The following is an 18,886-nucleotide window of genomic DNA, read 5'->3' on the forward strand; positions in this document are numbered from 1 at the left end:
GCGTCCCTATCTGTCCAGGCCCGCGGCCTTGACGGTCTGTGCGTACCGTGTGATTTCGGACTTCACGTAACCGGCGAAGGCCTGTGCATCGCGCGTATCGGGTTCCGCGCCGATGTCCCGCAGGCGTTGCGCCATGGTGGGGCTTTGCAGAATCTGGGCCATGGCGGTGGAGAGTTGGCGCACCACCGGTTCGGGCACCTGGGCGGGCGCGAACAGCCCGAACCAGGCGCCGACCTCGAAGCCCGGCAGGCCACTCTCGGCCACCGTGGGCACGTCGGGCAGCAACGGGCTGCGCTGCAAGCCGGTGACCGCCAAGGGCTTGACCTTCTGCGCCTTGATGTTGGGCAGGGCGGTGGTCTGCAGATCGAACATCAGCGGCACATGGTTGGCCAGCACGTCGGCCAGCGCGGGCGCGCTGCCTCGGTAGGGCACGTGCAACAGGGAAATCTTGGCCGCGTGGGCCAGCATCTCACCGGCCAGGTGGTTGGAGGTGCCAGGGCCAGCCGACGCGTAGCTGATGCGGTTGCCCTCGCGCTTGGCCGCCGCGATCAGTTCGGCCACCGTGCTGTAGGGCGCGGCCGGGTTGGCCACCAGCACGAAGGGAATCGAGGTCAGTGCGCTGACCGCCACGAAGTCCTTGCCAGGGTCGTAGCCCACCTTGCTCATGGCCGGGTTGATGGCCTGCGAACTCACCGTGCCCATCAGCAGGGTGTAGCCATCGGGCTTGGCCTCGGCGACGAAGCGCGCGCCGATCGCAGTGCCCGCACCGGCCTTGTTCTCGATGATGACCGGCTGGCCCAGCCGGGTGCCCAGTTGTTCGCCCATGGTGCGGGCCAGGATGTCGGCCGAACCGCCCGGTGGATAGGGCACCACCATGGTGATGGGACGGGTGGGATAGGTTTGTGCCGATACGGAAACGGCGCACAGGGCGGTGGCCAGCAGCAGCGCGGCGGCGGGCAGCTTGTTCATGAAAGGCATCGTGGGCTCCTGGTTGAAATCGGGCTTTTTCACCCGTCGTCAAGGCCGCATGGTGCAAACGGCCAAGCCCCCTGTCCAATACCGACTGCAGCGCAAACCCATACATGGATCGAATCACCAAGCCGTCTCGTCCCGTTTCAGCGCGACGGTGCCACCACCTTGTTCGCCACCGAGAGGAACGACTGGATCACCGGGTTGTCGTTGTCGTGGCTGTAGGCGAAGGTCAATGGGTAGGTGGGCGGCGAGCGCTGGCCGGCGACGTCGAGAAACGCCACGTCCTTCATGGCCAGCATGCGCATGGACGCGGGCACCAGCGCAATGCCCAGGCCGCCGGCCACCAGCGTGAGCACGGCCTGCATCTGCGAAGCCTCCTGCACCACCTTGGGCGAGAAGCCCGCGGCCTTGCAGGCGCTCAGCAGCGCGGCCACGAAGCCCGCGCCTTCGGCCGCCGGGAAGGCGATGAAGCGCTCGGCCGCCAGCGCCTTGATGCGCACCGCCTTCTGCCCGGCCAGCGCATGGCTGCGCGGCACGGCGATGACGAAGTCCTGCGCCTTGAGGTCGACCAGGACCAGGTCGGGCACGTCCTGCAGCGGCCCGACCAGCAGGGCCAGATCCACCTCGGCGCGCCGCAGCGCTTCGACCTGCCGGCTGGTGGTGTCGGCGGTGACCTGCAGGTGCACGGTGGGATAGTCGTGCTGGAAGCGCTTGAAGATGTCGGGCAGCAGGTCGATGGCGGCGCTCGGCACGAACGACAGGCTGAGCGATCCTTCCTCACCTTGCGCGGCACGGCGCGCCCGTTCGGTGGCCACCTGGGCCTGCACCAGCAGGCGGCGCGCGTCCTTCAGGAACACCTTGCCCGCGGGCGTGAGGCGAACGTGGTGCCGGCTGCGATCGATCAGCAAGGTGCCGACCGTGTGCTCCAGGTTGCGGATGGCCACGCTCAGGGGTGGCTGGGACATGTGCAGCTTCTCTGCGGCGCGACCGAAGTTGAGTTCTTCGGCCACCACCACGAATTGGCGCAGTTGCCGGAATTCGATCATCGTGGGTCCTCGCGTGGGATGTCCGGTCTTTATATCGAAATCGGATCACCACCGCATTCCATCGGTATTGGATGTATCAACGCAGGCTGCATAGCATTGCCACCGTTGCCCATCCCACGCATTCAGGAGCCCACATGCAGCCCTCCCTTCTCGAAGAAATCCCCGCCGTTCCGAACCCCTATCCGGTCGTCTCCAAGATCGAGTACCCGGAGGTGTGGCGCCTGTGCACGCAAGCCCGCGACCTGGCCTGGGATCCGATCAAGGACATCGACTACTCGGATCTGAAGGACGCCGACCTCCCGCCCGAGGTGCGCACCGCCGGCGCCGAATGGTGGAGCCTGCGCGCCTGGATGGAGCACGGCGCCACGCCCTATGGCGCCGAGCGGTTGCGCGATGCCATCTTCCAGCACCAGCCGTTCGAGGTGAAGCAGCACATCACCAACTTCATCGCCGAGGAGTTCCGCCACCACGAAGCGAGTTTTCGCATCGCCGATGGCCTGGCCGCGTACGAACCGATGCCACGCTCGGACTACTTCAAGGACATCATCCCGCGCTTTCACGACGAGTCGGACGAGAAGGCCATGAGCTTCTTCGCCGGTCTCTCGGTCAACACGCTGTTCGAACAGCTCTCGGGCGACCTGCTGCAGGCGCGCTACGAAAACGCCCGCTTTGCCTCGATCAAGGAAGTGTGCCGGCTGATCCTGCGCGACGAGGCGCGCCACATCCAGTTCGGCCGCATCATCATGCGGCGCTTCTTCACCGAGCTGTCGGCCGAGGAAAAACGCCTGATCGGCCTGAAGGTGGCCAAGAAGTTGCGCGGCAGCCTGCTCAACGGCGTGTACGCCGTGGTCAACCTGCCCGACGCGGAACGCGCACGCTCGGGCCGCAACCGCGCGCTCGCGGCCGACCATGGCCTGGGCGCCACGCATCCCGACGAGGAGATCGGCATCATCCGCATGGGCGTGAACAAGATCCGCGAAGACATCGGCGTGTATGGCGTGGAGATCCCGACCATCCCCGAGATCGACCAGGTGGTGCACTGATGGCCATGACCCGCTCCCAATGCATCGCGCCCGACACCGTGGCGCCTCCGGCGGGCCTGTACAGCCACGCGGTGTTGACCCACGGAACGGGCCGCTGGCTGCACATTGCCGGGCAGATCGGCACCGACCGCGCGGGCCAGCTGGCCCAGGGCTTCGAGGCCCAGGCGCACCAGGCCTGGACCAATCTGGTGGGCGTGCTGCAGGCCGCCGGCATGGAGGTGTCCGACCTCGTGAAGGTGACCACCTACCTGACCGATGCCACCGACCTGCCCAAGCTGGGCGCGGTGCGCGCGGGCTATCTCGGCTCGGCGCGGCCGGCGTCCACCCTGGTGGTGGCCGCTGCGCTGGCCCACCCCGACTGGTGCTTCGAAGTCGAGGCCATAGCCTTCCGCCCCGACTGATGCCCATGCACACCGTGCCACGCCCACCGGCGATCGAGCGGCTGCTGCGCGAAGTCGGGCCGGTGTGGCACCACGACATCCGCAGCGCCGGTGACCGTGTCAAAGAGGCCTACCTGCCCTTGTTGCTGGCCGCGCCACGCGAAGGCGTGAACGTCCACCGCGACCTGCCCTACGGACCGCATACGCGCCAGGTGCTCGACGTCTACCAGCCCGACGGAGCTCGCCAGGCGCCGGTGGTCGTCTTCGTGCACGGCGGCGCTTTCGTTCGCGGGAACAAGGACATCAACGCCGCCATGTACGGCAACGTGCTGACCTGGTTCGCGCGCCAGGGTTGCGTGGGCGTGAACGTGGAATACCGCCTGGCTCCGGAAGCGGCGCACCCCCACGGCGCACTGGACGTGGCCGCGGCCTGCTCCTGGGTGGGCGAACACATCGGCGCATTCGGCGGCGACCCGGCCAGCGTGTGCCTGGTGGGGCACTCGGCCGGCGGCACCCATGCCGCCACCTACGCCTGCGACCCGGCGCTGGACGCGCAGCGGCGCGACATCGCGTGCGTGGTGCTGGTGTCGGCGCGCCTGGCCGCCGATACCTTGCCGGAAAACCCCAACGCCGCGGGCGTGCGGGCGTACTACGGCGACGATGAACAGCGCTACGCCGCCCACGCTCCCATGACGCATGCGGCACGCCTGGCGCTGCCGGTGTTCGTGGTCAACGCGCAATACGAGAACCCGCTGCTCGACGTGTACGCGGCCGAGTTCACGCACCGCATCGCCCAGGCCCGCCGCGCTGCGCCGCGCCACATGAGCGTGGCCGACCACAACCACGTCTCGGTGATGGCGCACTTCAACAGTGGCGAGCAACTGCTGGGCGAGCAGATCCTGGACTTCTTCGAGGCAGCGCGCCGCTGAACGCGCTGCTTGAGTGGTTGTCTACTGTCAACCTGCAACGGTATAACCGCTGTGCCGGCGATCTTGCCGACGCAACCGGAGAGATCGCATGAAAGCCAATCCCGTCGGCTGGTTCGAGATCTATGTGCAGGATGCCGCAAAGGCACGCGCGTTCTACGAAAAGGTGCTGGGCACCCAGCTCGCAGCCTTGCCGGGTACGGACATCGAAATGTGGGCGTTCCCCATGGCGCAAGGCGCATCGGGTGCGGCCGGAGCGCTCGTGAAGATGGACGGTTTCCCCTCGGGAGGAAACAGCACGCTCGTGTACTTCGCGTGCGACGACTGCGCCACCGAAGAAGCACGCGTGGTCGCCAACGGCGGACGCGTCGAGAAGCCCAAGTTTTCCATCGGCGAATACGGCTTCATCACCCTGGCCATCGACACCGAAGGCAACATGTTCGGCCTGCACTCGATGAAGTAACGCAACCCGCGGTGTGGCGGGAGCGGGCACGCGATGTGCCCCGCACAGGGTTCGTCAACCCCCTCTCGCACGGGAGCATGCCATGCCACACAACAACACCCTCGATCAGCAGAAGTCCATCCACGAAACGCAGGACCAACGCGACGCGCGCAAGCGCAAATCGGGCGCCTCTGCCGAGAAGAAGCCACCCCCTCGCACTGGCGCCCGTTCACAGCCCAGCCGGTTGCCTGCGCAGCACCTGAGCGTGGACGAGCAGGAATCGGACCTCGAAGTCCGCCCCCGTTTTCTCGCCCCCGACTACTTTGGCAGCCAGAAGTTGCAAGGCCAGGCCGCCCTCATCACGGGTGGCGACTCGGGCATCGGCCGGGCTGTGGCCATTCTGTTCGCCCGTGAAGGGGCGGACGTGGCCATCACCTACCTGTCTTCCGACGACGACGCCCGGGAAACCCAGCGCTGCGTGGAAGCCGAAGGCCGACAGTGCCTGGTGCTGCAATGCGATGTGAAGAGCGCCGCCGCGTGCAAGAAGGCGGTGGCCGCGACGGTGAAAACCTTTGGCCACCTGGATGTTCTGGTGAACAACGCGGCCTTTCAGAAACACGCGGACAGCCTGGACGACATCGACGATGAGCGCCTGCAGGAAACCTGGGACACCAACCTGGGCGGCTACTTCCGCATGACGCGCGCGGCCCTGCCCCACCTGGCGGCGGGCGCCTGCGTCATCAACACGGGCTCGGTGGTGGGCCTGCGCGGCAGCGCGCACCTGCTCGACTACGCCGCCACCAAGGGCGCGATCCACGCGTTCACCAAATCGCTGGCGAGCAACCTGCTGCCGCGCGGCATCCGCGTCAACGCGGTCGCGCCGGGCCCGGTATGGACGCCGCTCAACCCAGCTGACCTGCCGGCGGAAAAGGTCGCGGAGTTCGGCAAGAAAACCGACTTCCAGCGCGCCGCGCAACCCGAGGAGCTCTCGCCTGCCTATGTGTTTCTCGCATCGTCCACCTGCTCGGGCTACATCACCGGCATCGTGCTGCCCGTCACCGGCAGCGTGGGTGCGATCTGACGTGCCCTAGAAAACGGGAAGGTGCGCAGCCTTCCCGTTGATCTTGAGAGGTCCGTGTCGAACAGGATCAGCTGTTGTCCTTGTTCGACTTGCCAGGCGTCGAGCCGGCCTCGGTCTTGCCCGATGCGCCCGTGCGCTGGCCCCGGTTGTTGCGCCAGGTGGAGAACTCGTCGGAGAACTTCTTGAAGCGGTCTTCGCGCCACTGGTTGTAGTCCTCGTCCAGCGCTCTCACCTGCTCACGCCGCCACTGGTCGTAGTCGGGGTCGAACTGCTGGTGTTGTTGGCCGCCGCCATAGCGTCCACGGTCCTGGCCACCATAGTCCTGCCCACCGTAGCCGCCGCCATAACCCCCAGGGCCGGCGTAGCCTGCGCCGCGGTAGTCGCGGTCCAGACCGCCAGCGCGCTCGAAGGGGCTGCGTCCCGGGTCGCGCAGGCCATACTGGCCATACTCGCGTCGGCCGTATTCACGGTCCTGGTCGCCGTAGTCACTCCATTGCGACGGTTGCCCACCGCCGTACGAGCCACCCCGCGTGTGGGGCTCGTCCCACTCGCGCTGGCCCGATGCCTGGCGGTAGCCATAGCGGTCCTGCTCGCTGCGTGAGCGCCAGTTCTGGGAGCTCTGGTCGTCCTGGTAGCCGCCGCGGTAGTCCTGCTCGCGGCGCCAGTCACCACTTACGCCGGTGGGATGTCCACGGTCTCTGTAATGGTTGCCGTAGTCGCCCTGCTGCTGGCGCGGCGACTCGCTGCCGCCCTGCTGGCGCGAGGGTTGGCTGTAGGCCTCTTGTTGAGAACCGCCCTGTTGACGGTTCCGATGGTCCTGATGGTTCATGAGAATGTCCTTCCGGTGATAGGTCGAAGATTGCAGACAGATGCCAGGGCCGCGCAAACGCCTTGGGCATCTGCCGGCGTGCGGCAATGCATGTGCCTGGTCATCTCGCTCACTTGGACGCACGCTTGGGGACCTTGCCCCCCGCCTCCCGCGCCTCCGACAGACCGATGGCAACGGCCTGCTTGCGGCTCGTCACCTTCTTGCCCGAGCCGCTTTTCAGCGTGCCCTCCTTCATTTCGTGCACCGCCTTCTCCACCTTCTCAGCCGCCTTGGGTCCGTACTTCGTCATGCCGATCTCCTGCAACGAAGACCTCCGAGAGCAATCGGGATGCCCAAGCCCTGCCGACAGGACGCCCCATCCATGGCGGGTCTTGCCGCAGAGCTTGCCGCAAGCGCCAGACGCTCACCGGCGTGGTGCGAGAGGTGCACGCCCTGCGGCCTGCGTGGGCATCCTCTTGCGCCGTGCGGCCATCTCGCTCCACCCATAGGCCGGCAGCGCAAAGGCCAGCGGCAACAGGTAGTACACGGCGCGGTAGGCCAGCACCACCGCCACCACTTCGCTGGTGGGCAAGCGGCCCGCGAGCACGGCCACAAAAACCGCTTCGAGCACCCCCAGGCCGGCGGGCACGTGCGTGATCACGCCGGCCATTGCCGCCATCAGCAACGCGCCCAGCGCCTCGGGGTAGGCCACGCGCCCGCCGAACAACACCCAGATGATGGCGCCCATCAGCATCCAGCTGGCCGCGCCCGCCAAGACCTGCAGGAGTGCCAGGCGCCCACCGGGCAATGCGAGCGTGTGCTCGCGCCAGCGCAGGGTGCGCCGCTTCGACATCGCACACAGGACGAGATAGGCCAGGCTCAGCGCGATCATCAGCGCGCCGGCGCCGCGCAACAGCGCTTCGTTCACAGCCCAGACTTCGGGAAGCCGCGGCGGCCACCCCAGCAAGACCACACCACCCAACGCCAGATAGCCGGTCCAATTCGTCACCATGCTCAGCGCGATCACTTTCGCCACGGAGGGCGCGTCCAGGCCACCGCGCAGGTAGAGGCGCAGCCGCATCGCGAAGCCGCCCACCAGCGCGCCGAAGTTCAGGTTGAAGACATAGCAGGTGGCCGCCGTGGCCAGGGTGCGCGGCACCGAAAGTGGATGACCGGTGAGGTAACGGCCCACGAGGTCGAAGCTGGCGTACACGCCATACCCCACCACCGCGAGCGCCACGGCCCAGACGAGCCGTGCCGCCGGCAGATCCCGCAACGCCTGCCACACCGCCGGCCAGTCAACCGCGCGCGCCTGCTGAGCGACCAATGCCAACACCACGGCCGCCAGGACCCAGGGCGCGATGCGCTTGAACCACCGCCATGCGCCCCGCGCCGCCGGGCTCATGGCGGGGTTCCAGGCGCCGCGCGCTGGGTCACGGCGCGGTCTCCGGCTCGATGGCCACCACCCGCGGCGCCTTGGCCGAGGACTGCCGAGTCCAGTCCGGAAAACGGCGCAGCGCGTGGAACACCACCATGCTGCGCACCGCGATCCAGGCCGAGTGCAGGCGCCCCGGCGTGGGCAGCTCCACCCGGTCGCAGCAAGTCTCCAGCAGGTCGTCGATGCGCGCTCGCAAGTGCTGCGCGAAGGCCTCGTCGCGCACCACCACGTTGGCCTCCAGGTTCAGGCTGAGGCTGGTGGGATCCAGGTTGCTCGATCCCACGGTGGCCCACTGGTCATCGATCACCGCCACCTTGCCGTGCAGAGGCCGCTCTTTGTATTCGTAGATCCGCACGCCCGCGCGGATGAGGTGGCGGTACAGGAGTTCACTCGCGCGCTTGACCCACAGCATGTCGGGCCGGCCCTGCAAGAACAGGTCGACCTGCACGCCCCGGCGCGCCGCGCGCCTCAGGTCACGCAGGAAGCGGTAACCCGGAAAGAAGTACGCGTTGGCGATGAGGATGCGCTTGCGGGCGCTGCGAATGGCGGCACGGTAATGGCGCTCGATGTCGGTGCGGTGCTCGTTGTTGTCGCGCGTGACGAAGGCGGCCAGCGCGCTGTCGCCGCTGGCTTCGACCACGCCCTGGCGGCGCAGGCTCGCACGCCAGCGGCGCAGCCATTGGCCACGCGAGGGTTGTGGTGTCTCGATGTTGGCGCGGCAGAAGGCCTGGATCTGCCCCACCAGGGGGCCGGTGATCTCCACCGCGTAGTCCTGCTTGGACAGATCGCCGAATTCGACCAGGTGGTCGATGGAATAGTTGATGCCGCCCACGAAGGCCACGCGGCCGTCCACCACCACGATCTTGTTGTGCATGCGGCGCAGCAGGTTGACGCGCGCGCCCAGCACGCGCTGCACCGGCTCGAACGCGCGCAAGCGCACGCCGGCTTCCAACAGGGGCTCGGTGAACGAGGCGGGCAGGTCCGGCGAGCCCCAACCGTCCACCAACACGTGCACCTGGGCACCTCGCTGCGCGGCCTTGAGCAAGGCCTCGTGCAATTGCCGGCCTACCTTGTCGTCGAACAGGATGAAGGTTTCCAGCAGCACTTCCTTCTCGGCGTTGGCGATCGCTTCGAAGACGCGCGGGTAATAGCCCTCGCCGTTTTCCAGCAGCGTGAGCTGGTTGCCAGGGACCCAATGCGAGTTCATGCCGCAGCCTCCAGGGCGATGTCGGCGGCCAGCGGCGCATGGTCGGAGAGCCGGTCCCACGGCTGGCGCGCCAGGGGCACGGGCGCGGCATAGGCCACGTCTCTCACGTAGATGCGGTCCAGCCGCAGCAGCGGCCAGCGCGAGGGAAAGCTGCGCGCATGTTGGCCATGCGCCAGCCGGAACACCTCGTTCAAGCCGCTGGGGGCCAGCAGCCCGTCGGCTTTCAGGCGCCAGTCGTTGAAGTCACCGGCGACCACCAGGGGCGCGCCATCCGGCACGTGCTTGCCCACGATGTCGCAGATCTTCTCCAATTGCTGGCGGCGGTGCGATTCGCGCAAGCCCAGGTGCGCGCACATCACATGCATCTCGGGTCCATGGCCAGGCACGTCCAGCACACAGTGCAGCATGCCGCGGGGTTCGAAGCCGGGGATGGACAGGTCGTGGTTCTCGTTGTGCAGCACCGGGTAGCGCGACAGGATGGCGTTGCCATGGTTCAGGCCTTCGGCCACAGCGTTGCGGCCATAGGCATGCTGCGGCCAGATCTGGTCGGCCAGAAACTCGTACTGCGCGGCGGTCGCGCTGGTGCCACCATCCACCTCCTGCAGGAAGACGATGTCGCTGCCGACCTCCCGCACCGCTTCCCGCAAACCGTGGAGTACATAGCGGGTGTTGAACACGTCGTAGCCTTTGTGGATATTCACTGTCAGAACCTGCATGCTGCATGCTAGGTTCGCCACCCGGCCTCACCGTGTCAGACAAACGCGCATTCCCGCGTGGGCCAAATGCGGCCGGGTACGTGGCTTGCCTCAGAGGCGCGAATACGCAAGCCCGGCGGCCACGCCGCCGAACAAGTCGCCTTCCACCAGCGGCACGCCTGCGAACGCCTGCTGCAGAGCCTGTTGAAACGGCCGCAATGCGGACGAGCCGCCGGTGAGGTAGATCGCATCCAGGCCGCTGCCCTGCAGACCGGCGCGCTGCACGCATTCGCGCGCGCATTGCACGGTGCGCGCCAGCAAGGCGTGCAGATGCTGCGCCATGTCGGCCGGGGCCAGGGTCGCGGCCAGCGCCGGCTCCACGTCGGCCAGGTCCACCACCGCCTCGGTGCCATCTTGAGAACAGCGGATCTTGGCCTGCTCCACCGCGTGCGCGATGCGGTGACCGTCGTGCTGTTGCAGCACCCGCATCAGGCGCTGGTGCAAGCGCGGATCGCTGTAGTTGGTGCGCAGCGCCTGGGCCTGTGCGATCGCGCGCGGCAGGTACAGCCATTGGATCAAGTGCCAGGTCGACAAGTCCATGAAAACACGGTGAGGTACCTCGCGGCCATCCGGGCCGTGGTGGCGGTAGCCCAGCAGCGGCATCACCCGCGCCAGGCTCAGGCGCTGGTCGAAATCCGTGCCCCCGATGTGCACACCCGCCGTCGCCAGCACGTCCCGGCCCCGCTCGCTCTGCGCCATGCGCTGCGGCCCCAGCCGCACCACGGTGAAGTCCGACGTGCCGCCGCCCAGGTCGACCACCAGCACCACGTTCTCGCGGGTGAGTCGGCGCTCGAAGTCCAGCGCCGCGGCGATCGGCTCGAACTGGAACGACACGTCGTCAAAACCCACGGCCAACGCCGCGTCGTGCAGCGACCGCTGGGCGCTCGCGTCGCGCGCGGGATCGTCGTCCACGAAATGCACCGGCCGCCCCATCACCACGCGGCAAGGCGCCTGGCCCAGCGCCTGCGCTGCGCGCTCGCGCAACTGGTGCAGAAAGATCTCGACGATCTGCTGGAAGCTGACCTGCTGGTGGTTGACGACCGTGGATTCGTTCAGCAAGGGGCTGCCCAGCAGGCTCTTGAGCGAGCGCAGCAGACGCCCTTCGGTGCCGCCGAGGTAGTGCGCAACGGCATCGCGTCCGAAGTGGGTGAGGCGGTCTTCGGCGTTGAAAAATACCGCGGTGGGCATCGAAGTGGCATCGCCTTCCAGCGGCAACAGCCGCGCGGCGCCACCGGGCGCGGCCCAGGACACGGCGGAGTTGGAGGTGCCGAAATCGATGCCGAGCATGCCGGCGGACGGAGATTGCATGGGAAAGGGCGTGAAGAAAGAGAGAGGTGCCAACGGCATCCGCGTCAGCGACAGCGTTGGGGAGCGGGGATTCTGCCAGCGCGGCCGCGCCGTCAGCGTGCAGGCGGGCGCGGTGCCTTCTGGGCGATGCGGTCCCAGTCCCGCAGCGTTTGCATCAGCCGGTTTTTCGCGTCGGCGTGGCTGCTGCTGAAGAGCTTCGTCAGGTGCTTCTTCAGCGCCTCATCGGCGGGTGGCGCCCCCACGGCCTTGAGGCGGTCGATCACGAGCATCACGGTTTGAAAGCTGCCCGAGCGCATCGCCATCGACAAAGGCGTGCGGCCAAAGTCGTCGGCGACGTCCAGCACATCGGCACCGTGTTCGATCATGTACCTGACCAGGCCGGCCTTGCCGTGCGCGCAAGCCCAGTGCAAGGGCACCAGGCCGTCGTCCAGCCGCGCATTGAAATCGGCCTCGGGCGCCAGCAGCTCCGGTGCCAATGGCCAGCCGGAGGCCTTGATCATCTGCTGGGTTTTCCAATCGGTCACGTGCGTCCAGGGTGTGGTGTGGGGTGAGGGAGTGTACGCAGGCGGGCCACCGCGCTCACGCCACAGTCGGCGTGGCAGCGGTTTTCGCCCACCGGAAACACCCCAGCGCGACCAGGGCCAACGCGAACTGCGTGACCGCACACGCCACCACCGGGTCGCGTCCGTAGCCCACCAGAAAGGTGCTCAACGCACCCATGGCCATCTGGTTGAATCCATAGATGCCCGCAGCGGAGCCGGACATCGAGGGCACGACGCCCATGGCCCGGCCGAGTGCGGCCGGACCTGCGATGCCCGCGCCCATGGTCATCGTGACGGTGATGCCCACCAGCCACGCTGGGTTGAGCCATCCCAAGCCGTACACCGCCACGAACAACACGGCCACGGCCATCTGCAGACCGACGCCAAGCGTCAGGAAGAACTCGGGCGGTCGTGTACCGGAGAGGCGGCGGGTCAGCAGGGTCCCCAGGCCGGCGCCCGCGATGGTGACGGCGGCAAACCAGCCGATGCTCTGGATGGGCAATCCCATCTGCTCGTGCACGATGTAGGAGACGGTCGCCAGGTAGGGAAACAGCACCGAGCTGCAGCATGCACCCCCCAGCGTGAAGCCCGCGAAGCGCCGGTTGAACAGCAACTGGGCGTAGCCATTGGTGAGGGCGCCCAATTGCAAGGTCCTCTGCTGGACATTGGTTTCGGGCAGGCGCCAGACCGACAGCCCCAGGGCAGCGCAACCAAATATCACCAGAAACACGTAGATCGCGCGCCAGCCGAAGTCGCTCGCGAGGTACGACCCCAGGATCGGCGCGAGCCCCGGCCCCACCAGCGCCAGCAGGTTGAGCAACGCGAGGTCCTTGGTGACACGCGCCGGCGTCGCCGTGTCCCGCACGATGGCACGCCCCAGAGAGAGCCCTGCAGCGCCACCCAGCGCTTGCAACAGGCGCGCCGCCGAGAGCACCTCGACAGTGGTTGCGAACAAGGCCACCAGGCTCGCCGACAGGTAGATGCCCAGCCCCAGCAGCAGCGCCGGGCGGCGGCCGGTCACGTCCGAGACGGGGCCGTAAATCAGTTGCCCCACCGCCAGCCCCACCATGTACAGCGTGATGGTCTGCTGCATGCTCGATGCCGAAGCGCCGAGCGCCTGCCCGGCCAGGGTCAACGCAGGCACGAAGATGTGCATGGCCATGGTGCCGCTCAAGGTCACCAGCACCAGCAACCACAGCGGTGCGGCCGGCGTGGATCCGATCGGAGAGGCGGCCGAGGCACTCATCTAGGGGCAGTTGCCATGGCTGTCATGTTGATGGAGCGCTTCGAAGCGGCCCGCGATCTTCTCCAGCGTGCGACGCGTCACCGCCAGTTCCTCGGCGCTGAGACCTTCGAGGATCAAGCGCTCGATCTCCAGGCTCCTGGCCAGAATCTGCGAGGCGACTTCGCGGCCCGATGGCGTCAATCCGATGCATTTCGCACGCCGATCGGCGGGATCGGGTTCCCAGTCCACGTAGCCGGCATCGCGCAACTGCGAAAGCACGCGCACCAGCGAAGACGTGTCCAGATGAAGGGTCTGCGCCATGTCCTTCTGGCGCATGTGCGCCCCGTCCTGCGCGTAGAGCGCCAGCAGAGGCATTCGGGTGGCGTCGGACAGACCGAGGGTCTTGAAACTCAGATCAACCTGTCGGCGCCATTGGCGGTACACACCGCCCAGAAGCAAGCCGAACCGGGAACGCGCTCGGGAAACATCGCTTTCAGGCACATCCGAATTGGTTTGCATGCCAAGCATTCTCCCGCATCGGGGAAGAGTGGGCCTCGAAACCAAGGGGAAACCCTAGGCTGCAACCGGGCATCGTGTCGGCGCGGGGCCCACTGCGCGTGTGGCGCCCCGCGTGAATCGCGGCGTGGGGCTGACTGGTCCAGCCCCTTGCTCTCACAAAAAAACAGGATGTTTACAGCGTCAGCGAGGCCGTGCCGATGCCCGGAAATTCCACCGTCACGGCCTGGCCTTCGGGCACTTCCAGCACACCGCACCAGGTGCCGGTGCTGACCACGGTGCCTGCGGCCATCGACGCGCCGTGGCGTGTGGCGTGGCGCATCCACGCGGGCAACACCCAGGCCGGGTCACCAATGCCCAAGGAGCCGCGAAAGGTCTGCACGGCGGCATCGCCGATGCGCACGCGACAGTCCTGCTGGCTCCATGCGCGCGCCGAAAAGGGCACGAAGTCGCCCAATACCAAGGCACCGTGCATCAGCAGGTCGGCCTGCTTGAGCAGGAGCGGCGCCTCACGCCCGCCGCGCCAGCGCGAGTCGAGCAACTCGATCGACACGCACATGCCGTCCAGCAGCGTCCAGGCGTCTTCCAGACCGATCCGTTGCGCTTCCTTGGGCGACACCTCGCGGCCGACACGCAAGGCCACTTCGGCTTCGAACAGGCGGTGGCCCAAGCGCAGATCGCCCACGTCGGAGCCGCTTTTCCTGACACCTCTGGCGGGCAGCGGCGCGTGCTTCGACACATCCACACGCGTGGGCGCGCCGGACTTCCAGTGCATCGGACAGGCACCCGGCGATGCACCGAGTGCCGCGAGCAGGCAGTCTTGCGCGGCATACGCCTGCTCTTCCGTGTGGAGGAGCCCCTGATGGGCCTGGTCGTCCGCCAGAGGCCCGCCCTGGTGCACGCGCAGCAGGCTCTGCACGACCGTGTCGACGGTGTCCATGGCGCCGGTCTGAATGGGGGTCATAGCTGGGGCTCGCGCGTCGGCGCGCCCGGGAGAAGAAAGGGAAAGTCGCAGCCTTCGCTGGCCTGGCTCACGTGGTCGTGGAACAGGCGACCCCAACCGCGCTGAATCGGCGGCTCGGGCATGACCCAGGCGGCGCGCCGGCGTGTGAGCTCTTCGTCGCTCACGTCGAGGTGGATGCGTTGGGCATCGACGTCGAGTTCGATGAAGTCACCGTCCTCAACCAGCGCCAACGGACCACCCACCGCGGACTCGGGGGTGACGTGCAGCACGACGGTGCCGAAGTGCGTGCCGCTCATGCGCGCATCGGAAATGCGCAGCATGTCGCGCACGCCTTGTTGCAGCAGCTTTTGTGGGATGGGCAACATGCCCCACTCCGGCATGCCCGGCACGCCACGCGGCCCGGCCGAGCGCAGCACCAGCACGGTGTCGGCGTCAACATCGAGCGTCGGGTCGTCGATGCGCGCGGTCATGTCGTCGTAGTTCTGGAACACCAGCGCGCGGCCACGGTGCTTCAGGCGCGCCGGATCGGCGGCCGAGCGCTTGATCACACAGCCATCCGGCGCGAGATTGCCGCGCAGAATCACCAGGCCGCCTTTGTCCTTGACCGGTTGGTCCATGGGCCGGATAACGTCCGGGTGGTAGACCTGCGCACCATCGATCGCCTGGCCCAGCGTCATGCCCGAGACGGTGGGCACCGACAGATCGAGCACGTCGCGCATCATGCTGAGCAAGCCGCGCACGCCGCCGGCTTCGAAGAAATCTTCCATCAGGTAGTCGCCCGAGGGCTTGAGGTTCACCAGCACGGGCACGCGGTCGGCAAACGGCTCGAAGTCGCTCAACGACAGGGGAATGCCCGCGCGCCGCGCCATGGCGATGAGGTGGATCATGGCGTTGGTGGAACCGCCGAGCGCCATCAACACCGCCAGCGCGTTGTCGAAAGCCTTTCGCGTGAGGATGGCGCTGGGCCGCAGGTCTTCCCACACCATGTCCACGATGCGCCGCCCACTGAGCGAGGCCATCTGCGCGTGGCGCGAGTCGGGCGCTGGAATGGCGGCGGCGCCGGGCAAGGTCATGCCCAACACCTCGGCCAGCGAGGTCATGGTGGCGGCCGTGCCCATGGTCATGCAGTGGCCGGGCGATCGCGAGCTGGCCAGCTCGCTTTCGACGAAGTCGGCGTGGCTGAGCTGCCCCGCCTTGTATTCCATGAACAGCTTGCTCGTGTCCGTGCCGCTGCCCAGCGGTTGACCACGCCAGCGGCCGGAGAGCATCGGCCCGGAGGGCACGAAGATGGCCGGCAGGTCCATCGACATGGCGCCCATCAGCAGGGCTGGCGTGGTCTTGTCGCAACCGCCCATGAGCACCACGCCATCGATCGGGTGGGCGCGCAGCATCTCTTCCACCTCCATGGCGAGCATGTTGCGGTACAGCAGCGCCGAGGGCTTGATGTAGGGCTCACCCAGAGACATGACGGGCACTTCCACCGGGAAGCCGCCGGCTTGCCACACGCCCTCCTTCACGTGTTGCGCGCGTTCGCGGAAATGCCCGTGGCACGGATTCAGATCGCTCCAGGTGCTGAAAATCCCGATGACGGGTTTGCCCTCGTAGTCCTGACGCGGGTGCCCGGCTTGCGCGGCGCGCTGCCGGTGCACCGAGCCCATGCGCGTGGGCGCGGCGTACCAGCGGGCGCTGCGCAACTCGTTCGGCTGGCGGCGCGTCATGGGCCGCTATTCCGGAAAGCCGAGGAGCGCCTTCACCTCGAGATACTCTTCGAACCCGGCCACGCCGAACTCACGCCCGTTGCCCGACTGTTTGTAGCCACCGAACGGCAGGCTGCGGTCGAACGGCGCGCCGTTGAGGTAGACCCGACCGGCCCGGATGCGGTTGGCCACCCCACGCGCGCGCGCCAGGTCCTTCGACTGCACGAAGCCCGCCAGGCCAAACGGCGTGTCGTTGGCGATGGCCACGGCTTCGTCCTCGCTGTCGTAACTGATGATGGACAGCACCGGGCCGAAGATTTCTTCGCGCGCAATGCGCATGTCGGGCGTCACATCACCGAACACCGTGGGGCGCACGAAGTACCCGCGCGCCTGCTCGGCGGGGCGGCCGGTGCCGCCGGCCACCAGCGTGGCGCCTTCGTCCAGGCCCGACTGGATCAGGTCCTGCACCTTGGCCACCTGGGCCGGGCTCACCAGAGGGCCCATGGTCGACGCCGGGTCCAGCGGGTCGCCCAGCCGGATGCTGGCCACCGCCTCGCGCGCCGCCGCGAAGGCGGTCTCGCGTTGTGCGCGCGGAATCAACATGCGCGTGGGCGACTGGCAGTTCTGGCCGGCATTGGTGTTGCAGGCGTGCACCCCCGCGATCACGGCGGCTCTCACATCGGCGTCGTCCAGGATGATGTTGGCGGACTTGCCACCCAGTTCCTGCGCCACGCGCTTCACGCTGTCGGCCGCGAGCTTGGCCACCTTCACGCCAGCCGCGGTCGAGCCGGTGAAGGACACCATGTCGATCTCGGGATGGGACGCGATGGCTTCGCCCACGGTCGGGCCATCGCCATTGACCAGGTTGAACACACCCGGTGGCAAGCCGGCGTCGTGCACGATTTCGGCAAACAGCATGGCGCTCAGGGGCGCGATCTCGCTCGGTTTGAGCACCACGGTGCAACCGGTCGCCAGCGCGGGCGCGACTTTCGACGCGACCTGGTTCAGCGGCCAGTTCCACGGTGTGATCAGCCCGCAAACGCCGATGGGCTCGTGCCGCACGATGCCGGGGCCCATGCGCTCTTCGAACTTGTAGTCCGCCAGCACGCGCAAGGCCTCTTCGAAATGGAACAAGGCCACGGTGGCCTGGCGTTCGGTCGAGAACGTGATGGGCGAACCCATCTCCAGCGTCATCATGCGCGCGAGCTCGGGCAGGCGCGCGCGAAAGCCGTCGATGATGCGCTGCAGGTAGCCCAGGCGCTCTTCGACACGCACGGTGGAATAGGACGCGAAGGCCCGGCGTGCGGCTTTCGCCGCACGGTCGACGTCCTCGCGCGAACCCAGGCTGATCTCGGCGAACGCCTCTTCCGTGGCGGGGTTGATGACCGGAATAGGCGACGGGGTGACCGGGTCGACCCAGGCCCCGTCGATGTAGAACTTCAGACTTTGCATGGGATGGCGGTGGGCTCAGTCCAGGGAGATCTTGGCCGACTGCGCCACTTGCTTCCACTTGCCAGCCTCGCTGCGCATGAGCTCCTGCAGTTGCGCGGGCGTGCCGCCCAGCGCTGTCATGCCCAGCGATGCCAGCTTGGCCTTGCCCTCGGCCGACGCGGTGTACTTGTTGATCTCGCTGTTGAGCGACTGGACGATCGCTGGCGACAGGCCGGCCGGGCCGACCATGGCACTCCACACCGTGGCTTCCAGGGGCACGCCTTGCTCGTTGGCGGTGGGCACGTTCGGCAGACCGGCGAAGCGGGTCTTCGAGGTGAACGCCAGCGCCTTGAGCTTGCCGGCCTGTACGTGCTGAATCTGCGAGGTCACCGGCACCGAGACCGCCTGTACCGTCCCGGCCAAGGTGTCGGCCAGCGCGGGCGTGTCGCCCTTGTACGGCACGGACCTGAACTTGCCGCCGCCGTTGACGCTCAGGAACTCGATGGCCAAGTGTCCGATCGTGCCATTGCCAGGGTGCGCCATCAGCAGGGGATCGGTCGACGATTTGCTCAGGGCGACGAATTCCGCGAGGTTGTTCGCCTTCACCGAGGGATTTACCGAAATCAGCAGCGGTATTTCACCGACCAGCGCGATCGGGGTGAGGTCTTTCTCCGGATCGAAAGGCATGGACGTGAACAGCGCCTTGTTGTTCGCCAGCGGCCCCGAGGTCCCCAGGCCCAGGATGTACCCATCGGGCGCCGCTTTGGCGACGAAGTCGACCCCGATGTTGCCGCTCGCGCCGGCGCGGTTCTCCACGATGAATTGCTGGCCATAGTGCTGCGTCAGGTGCAAGGCCAGTTGCCGGGCCACGAGGTCCGAACTGCCACCCGGCGCAAACGACGCGATGATGCGCACCGGCTTGTTGGGCCAGGGGCTTTGCGCCTGGGCAGCGCCCTGGAACGACAGGATCGCGCCGGCCGCGATGGCCAGGGCAAGGGAGAAAGGGCGAAGGATGCGGGTCGTGTTCATCGTTGTCTCCGTAAAAAACCTGTTTGCGCAGTTTCGGCACAAAGCGCAGCCGCCACAACCGGATGTTTCCGAGTTT

20 protein-coding genes are annotated in these 18,886 nt (G+C 67.3%); 5 read left to right on the forward strand and 15 right to left on the reverse strand.

The genetic code is table 11. The annotated features are described in order from the left end of the window. Positions 1-6: 6 nt before the first annotated feature. Together F9K07_RS21340 and F9K07_RS21345 are read right to left on the reverse strand one after the other, a co-directional pair. A complete protein-coding gene (locus F9K07_RS21340; RefSeq protein ID WP_236581413.1) occupies positions 7-969 on the reverse strand; it encodes a Bug family tripartite tricarboxylate transporter substrate binding protein in 963 nt (320 codons plus the stop codon). A gap of 146 nt (positions 970-1,115) precedes the next feature. Beyond that, positions 1,116-2,018: a LysR substrate-binding domain-containing protein gene (locus F9K07_RS21345; protein WP_159595329.1), complete on the reverse strand. Its 903-nt coding sequence runs from the start codon at positions 2,016-2,018 to the stop codon at positions 1,116-1,118. 134 nt (positions 2,019-2,152) lie between these two features. On the opposite strand from F9K07_RS21345, the gene F9K07_RS21350 reads away from it, so the two are divergent. The 5 genes from F9K07_RS21350 to F9K07_RS21370 all read left to right on the forward strand — a co-directional run bounded on the left by F9K07_RS21350 (position 2,153) and on the right by F9K07_RS21370 (position 5,890). After that, the gene (locus tag F9K07_RS21350; RefSeq protein WP_159595330.1) at positions 2,153-3,061 is read left to right on the forward strand and encodes a hypothetical protein; all 909 of its coding nucleotides are present in this window, start codon (positions 2,153-2,155) and stop codon (positions 3,059-3,061) included. Between the two features lie 5 nt (positions 3,062-3,066). Further along, entirely contained in the window at positions 3,067-3,462 is a 396-nt protein-coding gene (locus tag F9K07_RS21355; RefSeq protein ID WP_159595331.1) for a RidA family protein, read from the forward strand. 5 nt (positions 3,463-3,467) lie between these two features. Continuing rightward, positions 3,468-4,370 (forward strand): alpha/beta hydrolase, encoded by a 903-nt coding sequence (locus F9K07_RS21360; protein ID WP_159595332.1) that lies wholly within the window; start codon positions 3,468-3,470, stop codon positions 4,368-4,370. A gap of 88 nt (positions 4,371-4,458) precedes the next feature. Then, on the forward strand, positions 4,459-4,830 hold the full coding sequence (locus tag F9K07_RS21365) for a VOC family protein (RefSeq protein WP_159595333.1): 372 nt from the start codon (positions 4,459-4,461) through the stop codon (positions 4,828-4,830). Between the two features lie 82 nt (positions 4,831-4,912). After that, a complete protein-coding gene (locus tag F9K07_RS21370) occupies positions 4,913-5,890 on the forward strand; it encodes an SDR family oxidoreductase (protein WP_159595334.1) in 978 nt (325 codons plus the stop codon). A 67-nt stretch (positions 5,891-5,957) separates the two neighbouring features. Here F9K07_RS21370 and F9K07_RS21375 read toward each other — a convergent pair whose 3' ends face one another. The 13 genes from F9K07_RS21375 to F9K07_RS21435 all read right to left on the reverse strand — a co-directional run bounded on the left by F9K07_RS21375 (position 5,958) and on the right by F9K07_RS21435 (position 18,810). Next, a complete protein-coding gene (locus tag F9K07_RS21375) occupies positions 5,958-6,719 on the reverse strand; it encodes a hypothetical protein (RefSeq protein WP_159595335.1) in 762 nt (253 codons plus the stop codon). Positions 6,720-6,828: 109 nt separating this feature from the next. Beyond that, on the reverse strand, positions 6,829-7,008 hold the full coding sequence (locus tag F9K07_RS21380) for a DUF6496 domain-containing protein (protein WP_159595336.1): 180 nt from the start codon (positions 7,006-7,008) through the stop codon (positions 6,829-6,831). A 114-nt stretch (positions 7,009-7,122) separates the two neighbouring features. Next, the gene (locus F9K07_RS21385) at positions 7,123-8,103 is read right to left on the reverse strand and encodes a lysylphosphatidylglycerol synthase domain-containing protein (RefSeq protein ID WP_159595337.1); all 981 of its coding nucleotides are present in this window, start codon (positions 8,101-8,103) and stop codon (positions 7,123-7,125) included. 28 nt (positions 8,104-8,131) lie between these two features. Continuing rightward, on the reverse strand, positions 8,132-9,343 hold the full coding sequence (clsB, locus tag F9K07_RS21390; RefSeq protein ID WP_159595338.1) for a cardiolipin synthase ClsB: 1,212 nt from the start codon (positions 9,341-9,343) through the stop codon (positions 8,132-8,134). After that, entirely contained in the window at positions 9,340-10,059 is a 720-nt protein-coding gene (locus F9K07_RS21395) for an endonuclease/exonuclease/phosphatase family protein (RefSeq protein WP_159595339.1), read from the reverse strand. Before F9K07_RS21395 ends, clsB begins: the two co-directional genes overlap by 4 nt. Positions 10,060-10,149: 90 nt before the next feature. Further along, positions 10,150-11,406, reverse strand: coding sequence for an Hsp70 family protein (locus F9K07_RS21400; RefSeq protein WP_159595340.1), 1,257 nt, complete (start codon positions 11,404-11,406; stop codon positions 10,150-10,152). 92 nt (positions 11,407-11,498) lie between these two features. Beyond that, complete coding sequence (locus F9K07_RS21405; RefSeq protein WP_159595341.1) at positions 11,499-11,930, reverse strand: ankyrin repeat domain-containing protein; 432 nt, start codon at positions 11,928-11,930, stop codon at positions 11,499-11,501. Positions 11,931-11,985: 55 nt separating this feature from the next. Further along, positions 11,986-13,194 carry a multidrug effflux MFS transporter gene (locus F9K07_RS21410; RefSeq protein WP_236581415.1) on the reverse strand — a complete coding sequence of 403 codons (1,209 nt, stop codon included), beginning with the start codon at positions 13,192-13,194 and terminating at the stop codon, positions 11,986-11,988. Further along, entirely contained in the window at positions 13,195-13,692 is a 498-nt protein-coding gene (locus F9K07_RS21415) for a MarR family winged helix-turn-helix transcriptional regulator (RefSeq protein ID WP_159595342.1), read from the reverse strand. Positions 13,693-13,864: 172 nt separating this feature from the next. Beyond that, positions 13,865-14,653 carry a fumarylacetoacetate hydrolase family protein gene (locus F9K07_RS21420; protein WP_159595343.1) on the reverse strand — a complete coding sequence of 263 codons (789 nt, stop codon included), beginning with the start codon at positions 14,651-14,653 and terminating at the stop codon, positions 13,865-13,867. Continuing rightward, positions 14,650-16,371, reverse strand: coding sequence for an L-arabinonate dehydratase (gene araD, locus F9K07_RS21425; RefSeq protein WP_159595344.1), 1,722 nt, complete (start codon positions 16,369-16,371; stop codon positions 14,650-14,652). Before araD ends, F9K07_RS21420 begins: the two co-directional genes overlap by 4 nt. Positions 16,372-16,377: 6 nt before the next feature. After that, positions 16,378-17,802 carry an aldehyde dehydrogenase family protein gene (locus F9K07_RS21430; protein ID WP_159595345.1) on the reverse strand — a complete coding sequence of 475 codons (1,425 nt, stop codon included), beginning with the start codon at positions 17,800-17,802 and terminating at the stop codon, positions 16,378-16,380. Positions 17,803-17,817: 15 nt separating this feature from the next. Next, the gene (locus tag F9K07_RS21435) at positions 17,818-18,810 is read right to left on the reverse strand and encodes a Bug family tripartite tricarboxylate transporter substrate binding protein (protein WP_159595346.1); all 993 of its coding nucleotides are present in this window, start codon (positions 18,808-18,810) and stop codon (positions 17,818-17,820) included. Positions 18,811-18,886 lie beyond the last annotated feature (76 nt).

Origin of the sequence: Hydrogenophaga sp. BPS33 (genome assembly GCF_009859475.1) — a bacterium.
Taxonomy (GTDB): domain Bacteria; phylum Pseudomonadota; class Gammaproteobacteria; order Burkholderiales; family Burkholderiaceae_C; genus Hydrogenophaga.

Excerpts from the sequence above, each read along its gene's own strand:
- F9K07_RS21340 (WP_236581413.1), bottom strand. The coding sequence starts at position 969 with ATGAACAAGCTGCCCGCCGCCGCGCTGCTGCTGGCCACCGCCCTGTGC.
- F9K07_RS21345 (WP_159595329.1), bottom strand. The coding sequence starts at position 2,018 with ATGATCGAATTCCGGCAACTGCGCCAATTCGTGGTGGTGGCCGAAGAA.
- F9K07_RS21350 (WP_159595330.1), top strand. The coding sequence starts at position 2,153 with ATGCAGCCCTCCCTTCTCGAAGAAATCCCCGCCGTTCCGAACCCCTAT.
- F9K07_RS21355 (WP_159595331.1), top strand. The coding sequence starts at position 3,067 with ATGACCCGCTCCCAATGCATCGCGCCCGACACCGTGGCGCCTCCGGCG.
- F9K07_RS21360 (WP_159595332.1), top strand. The coding sequence starts at position 3,468 with ATGCACACCGTGCCACGCCCACCGGCGATCGAGCGGCTGCTGCGCGAA.
- F9K07_RS21365 (WP_159595333.1), top strand. The coding sequence starts at position 4,459 with ATGAAAGCCAATCCCGTCGGCTGGTTCGAGATCTATGTGCAGGATGCC.
- F9K07_RS21370 (WP_159595334.1), top strand. The coding sequence starts at position 4,913 with ATGCCACACAACAACACCCTCGATCAGCAGAAGTCCATCCACGAAACG.
- F9K07_RS21375 (WP_159595335.1), bottom strand. The coding sequence starts at position 6,719 with ATGAACCATCAGGACCATCGGAACCGTCAACAGGGCGGTTCTCAACAA.
- F9K07_RS21380 (WP_159595336.1), bottom strand. The coding sequence starts at position 7,008 with ATGACGAAGTACGGACCCAAGGCGGCTGAGAAGGTGGAGAAGGCGGTG.
- F9K07_RS21385 (WP_159595337.1), bottom strand. The coding sequence starts at position 8,103 with ATGAGCCCGGCGGCGCGGGGCGCATGGCGGTGGTTCAAGCGCATCGCG.
- clsB (WP_159595338.1), bottom strand. The coding sequence starts at position 9,343 with ATGAACTCGCATTGGGTCCCTGGCAACCAGCTCACGCTGCTGGAAAAC.
- F9K07_RS21395 (WP_159595339.1), bottom strand. The coding sequence starts at position 10,059 with ATGCAGGTTCTGACAGTGAATATCCACAAAGGCTACGACGTGTTCAAC.
- F9K07_RS21400 (WP_159595340.1), bottom strand. The coding sequence starts at position 11,406 with ATGCAATCTCCGTCCGCCGGCATGCTCGGCATCGATTTCGGCACCTCC.
- F9K07_RS21410 (WP_236581415.1), bottom strand. The coding sequence starts at position 13,194 with ATGAGTGCCTCGGCCGCCTCTCCGATCGGATCCACGCCGGCCGCACCG.
- F9K07_RS21415 (WP_159595342.1), bottom strand. The coding sequence starts at position 13,692 with ATGCAAACCAATTCGGATGTGCCTGAAAGCGATGTTTCCCGAGCGCGT.
- F9K07_RS21420 (WP_159595343.1), bottom strand. The coding sequence starts at position 14,653 with ATGACCCCCATTCAGACCGGCGCCATGGACACCGTCGACACGGTCGTG.
- araD (WP_159595344.1), bottom strand. The coding sequence starts at position 16,371 with ATGACGCGCCGCCAGCCGAACGAGTTGCGCAGCGCCCGCTGGTACGCC.
- F9K07_RS21430 (WP_159595345.1), bottom strand. The coding sequence starts at position 17,802 with ATGCAAAGTCTGAAGTTCTACATCGACGGGGCCTGGGTCGACCCGGTC.
- F9K07_RS21435 (WP_159595346.1), bottom strand. The coding sequence starts at position 18,810 with ATGAACACGACCCGCATCCTTCGCCCTTTCTCCCTTGCCCTGGCCATC.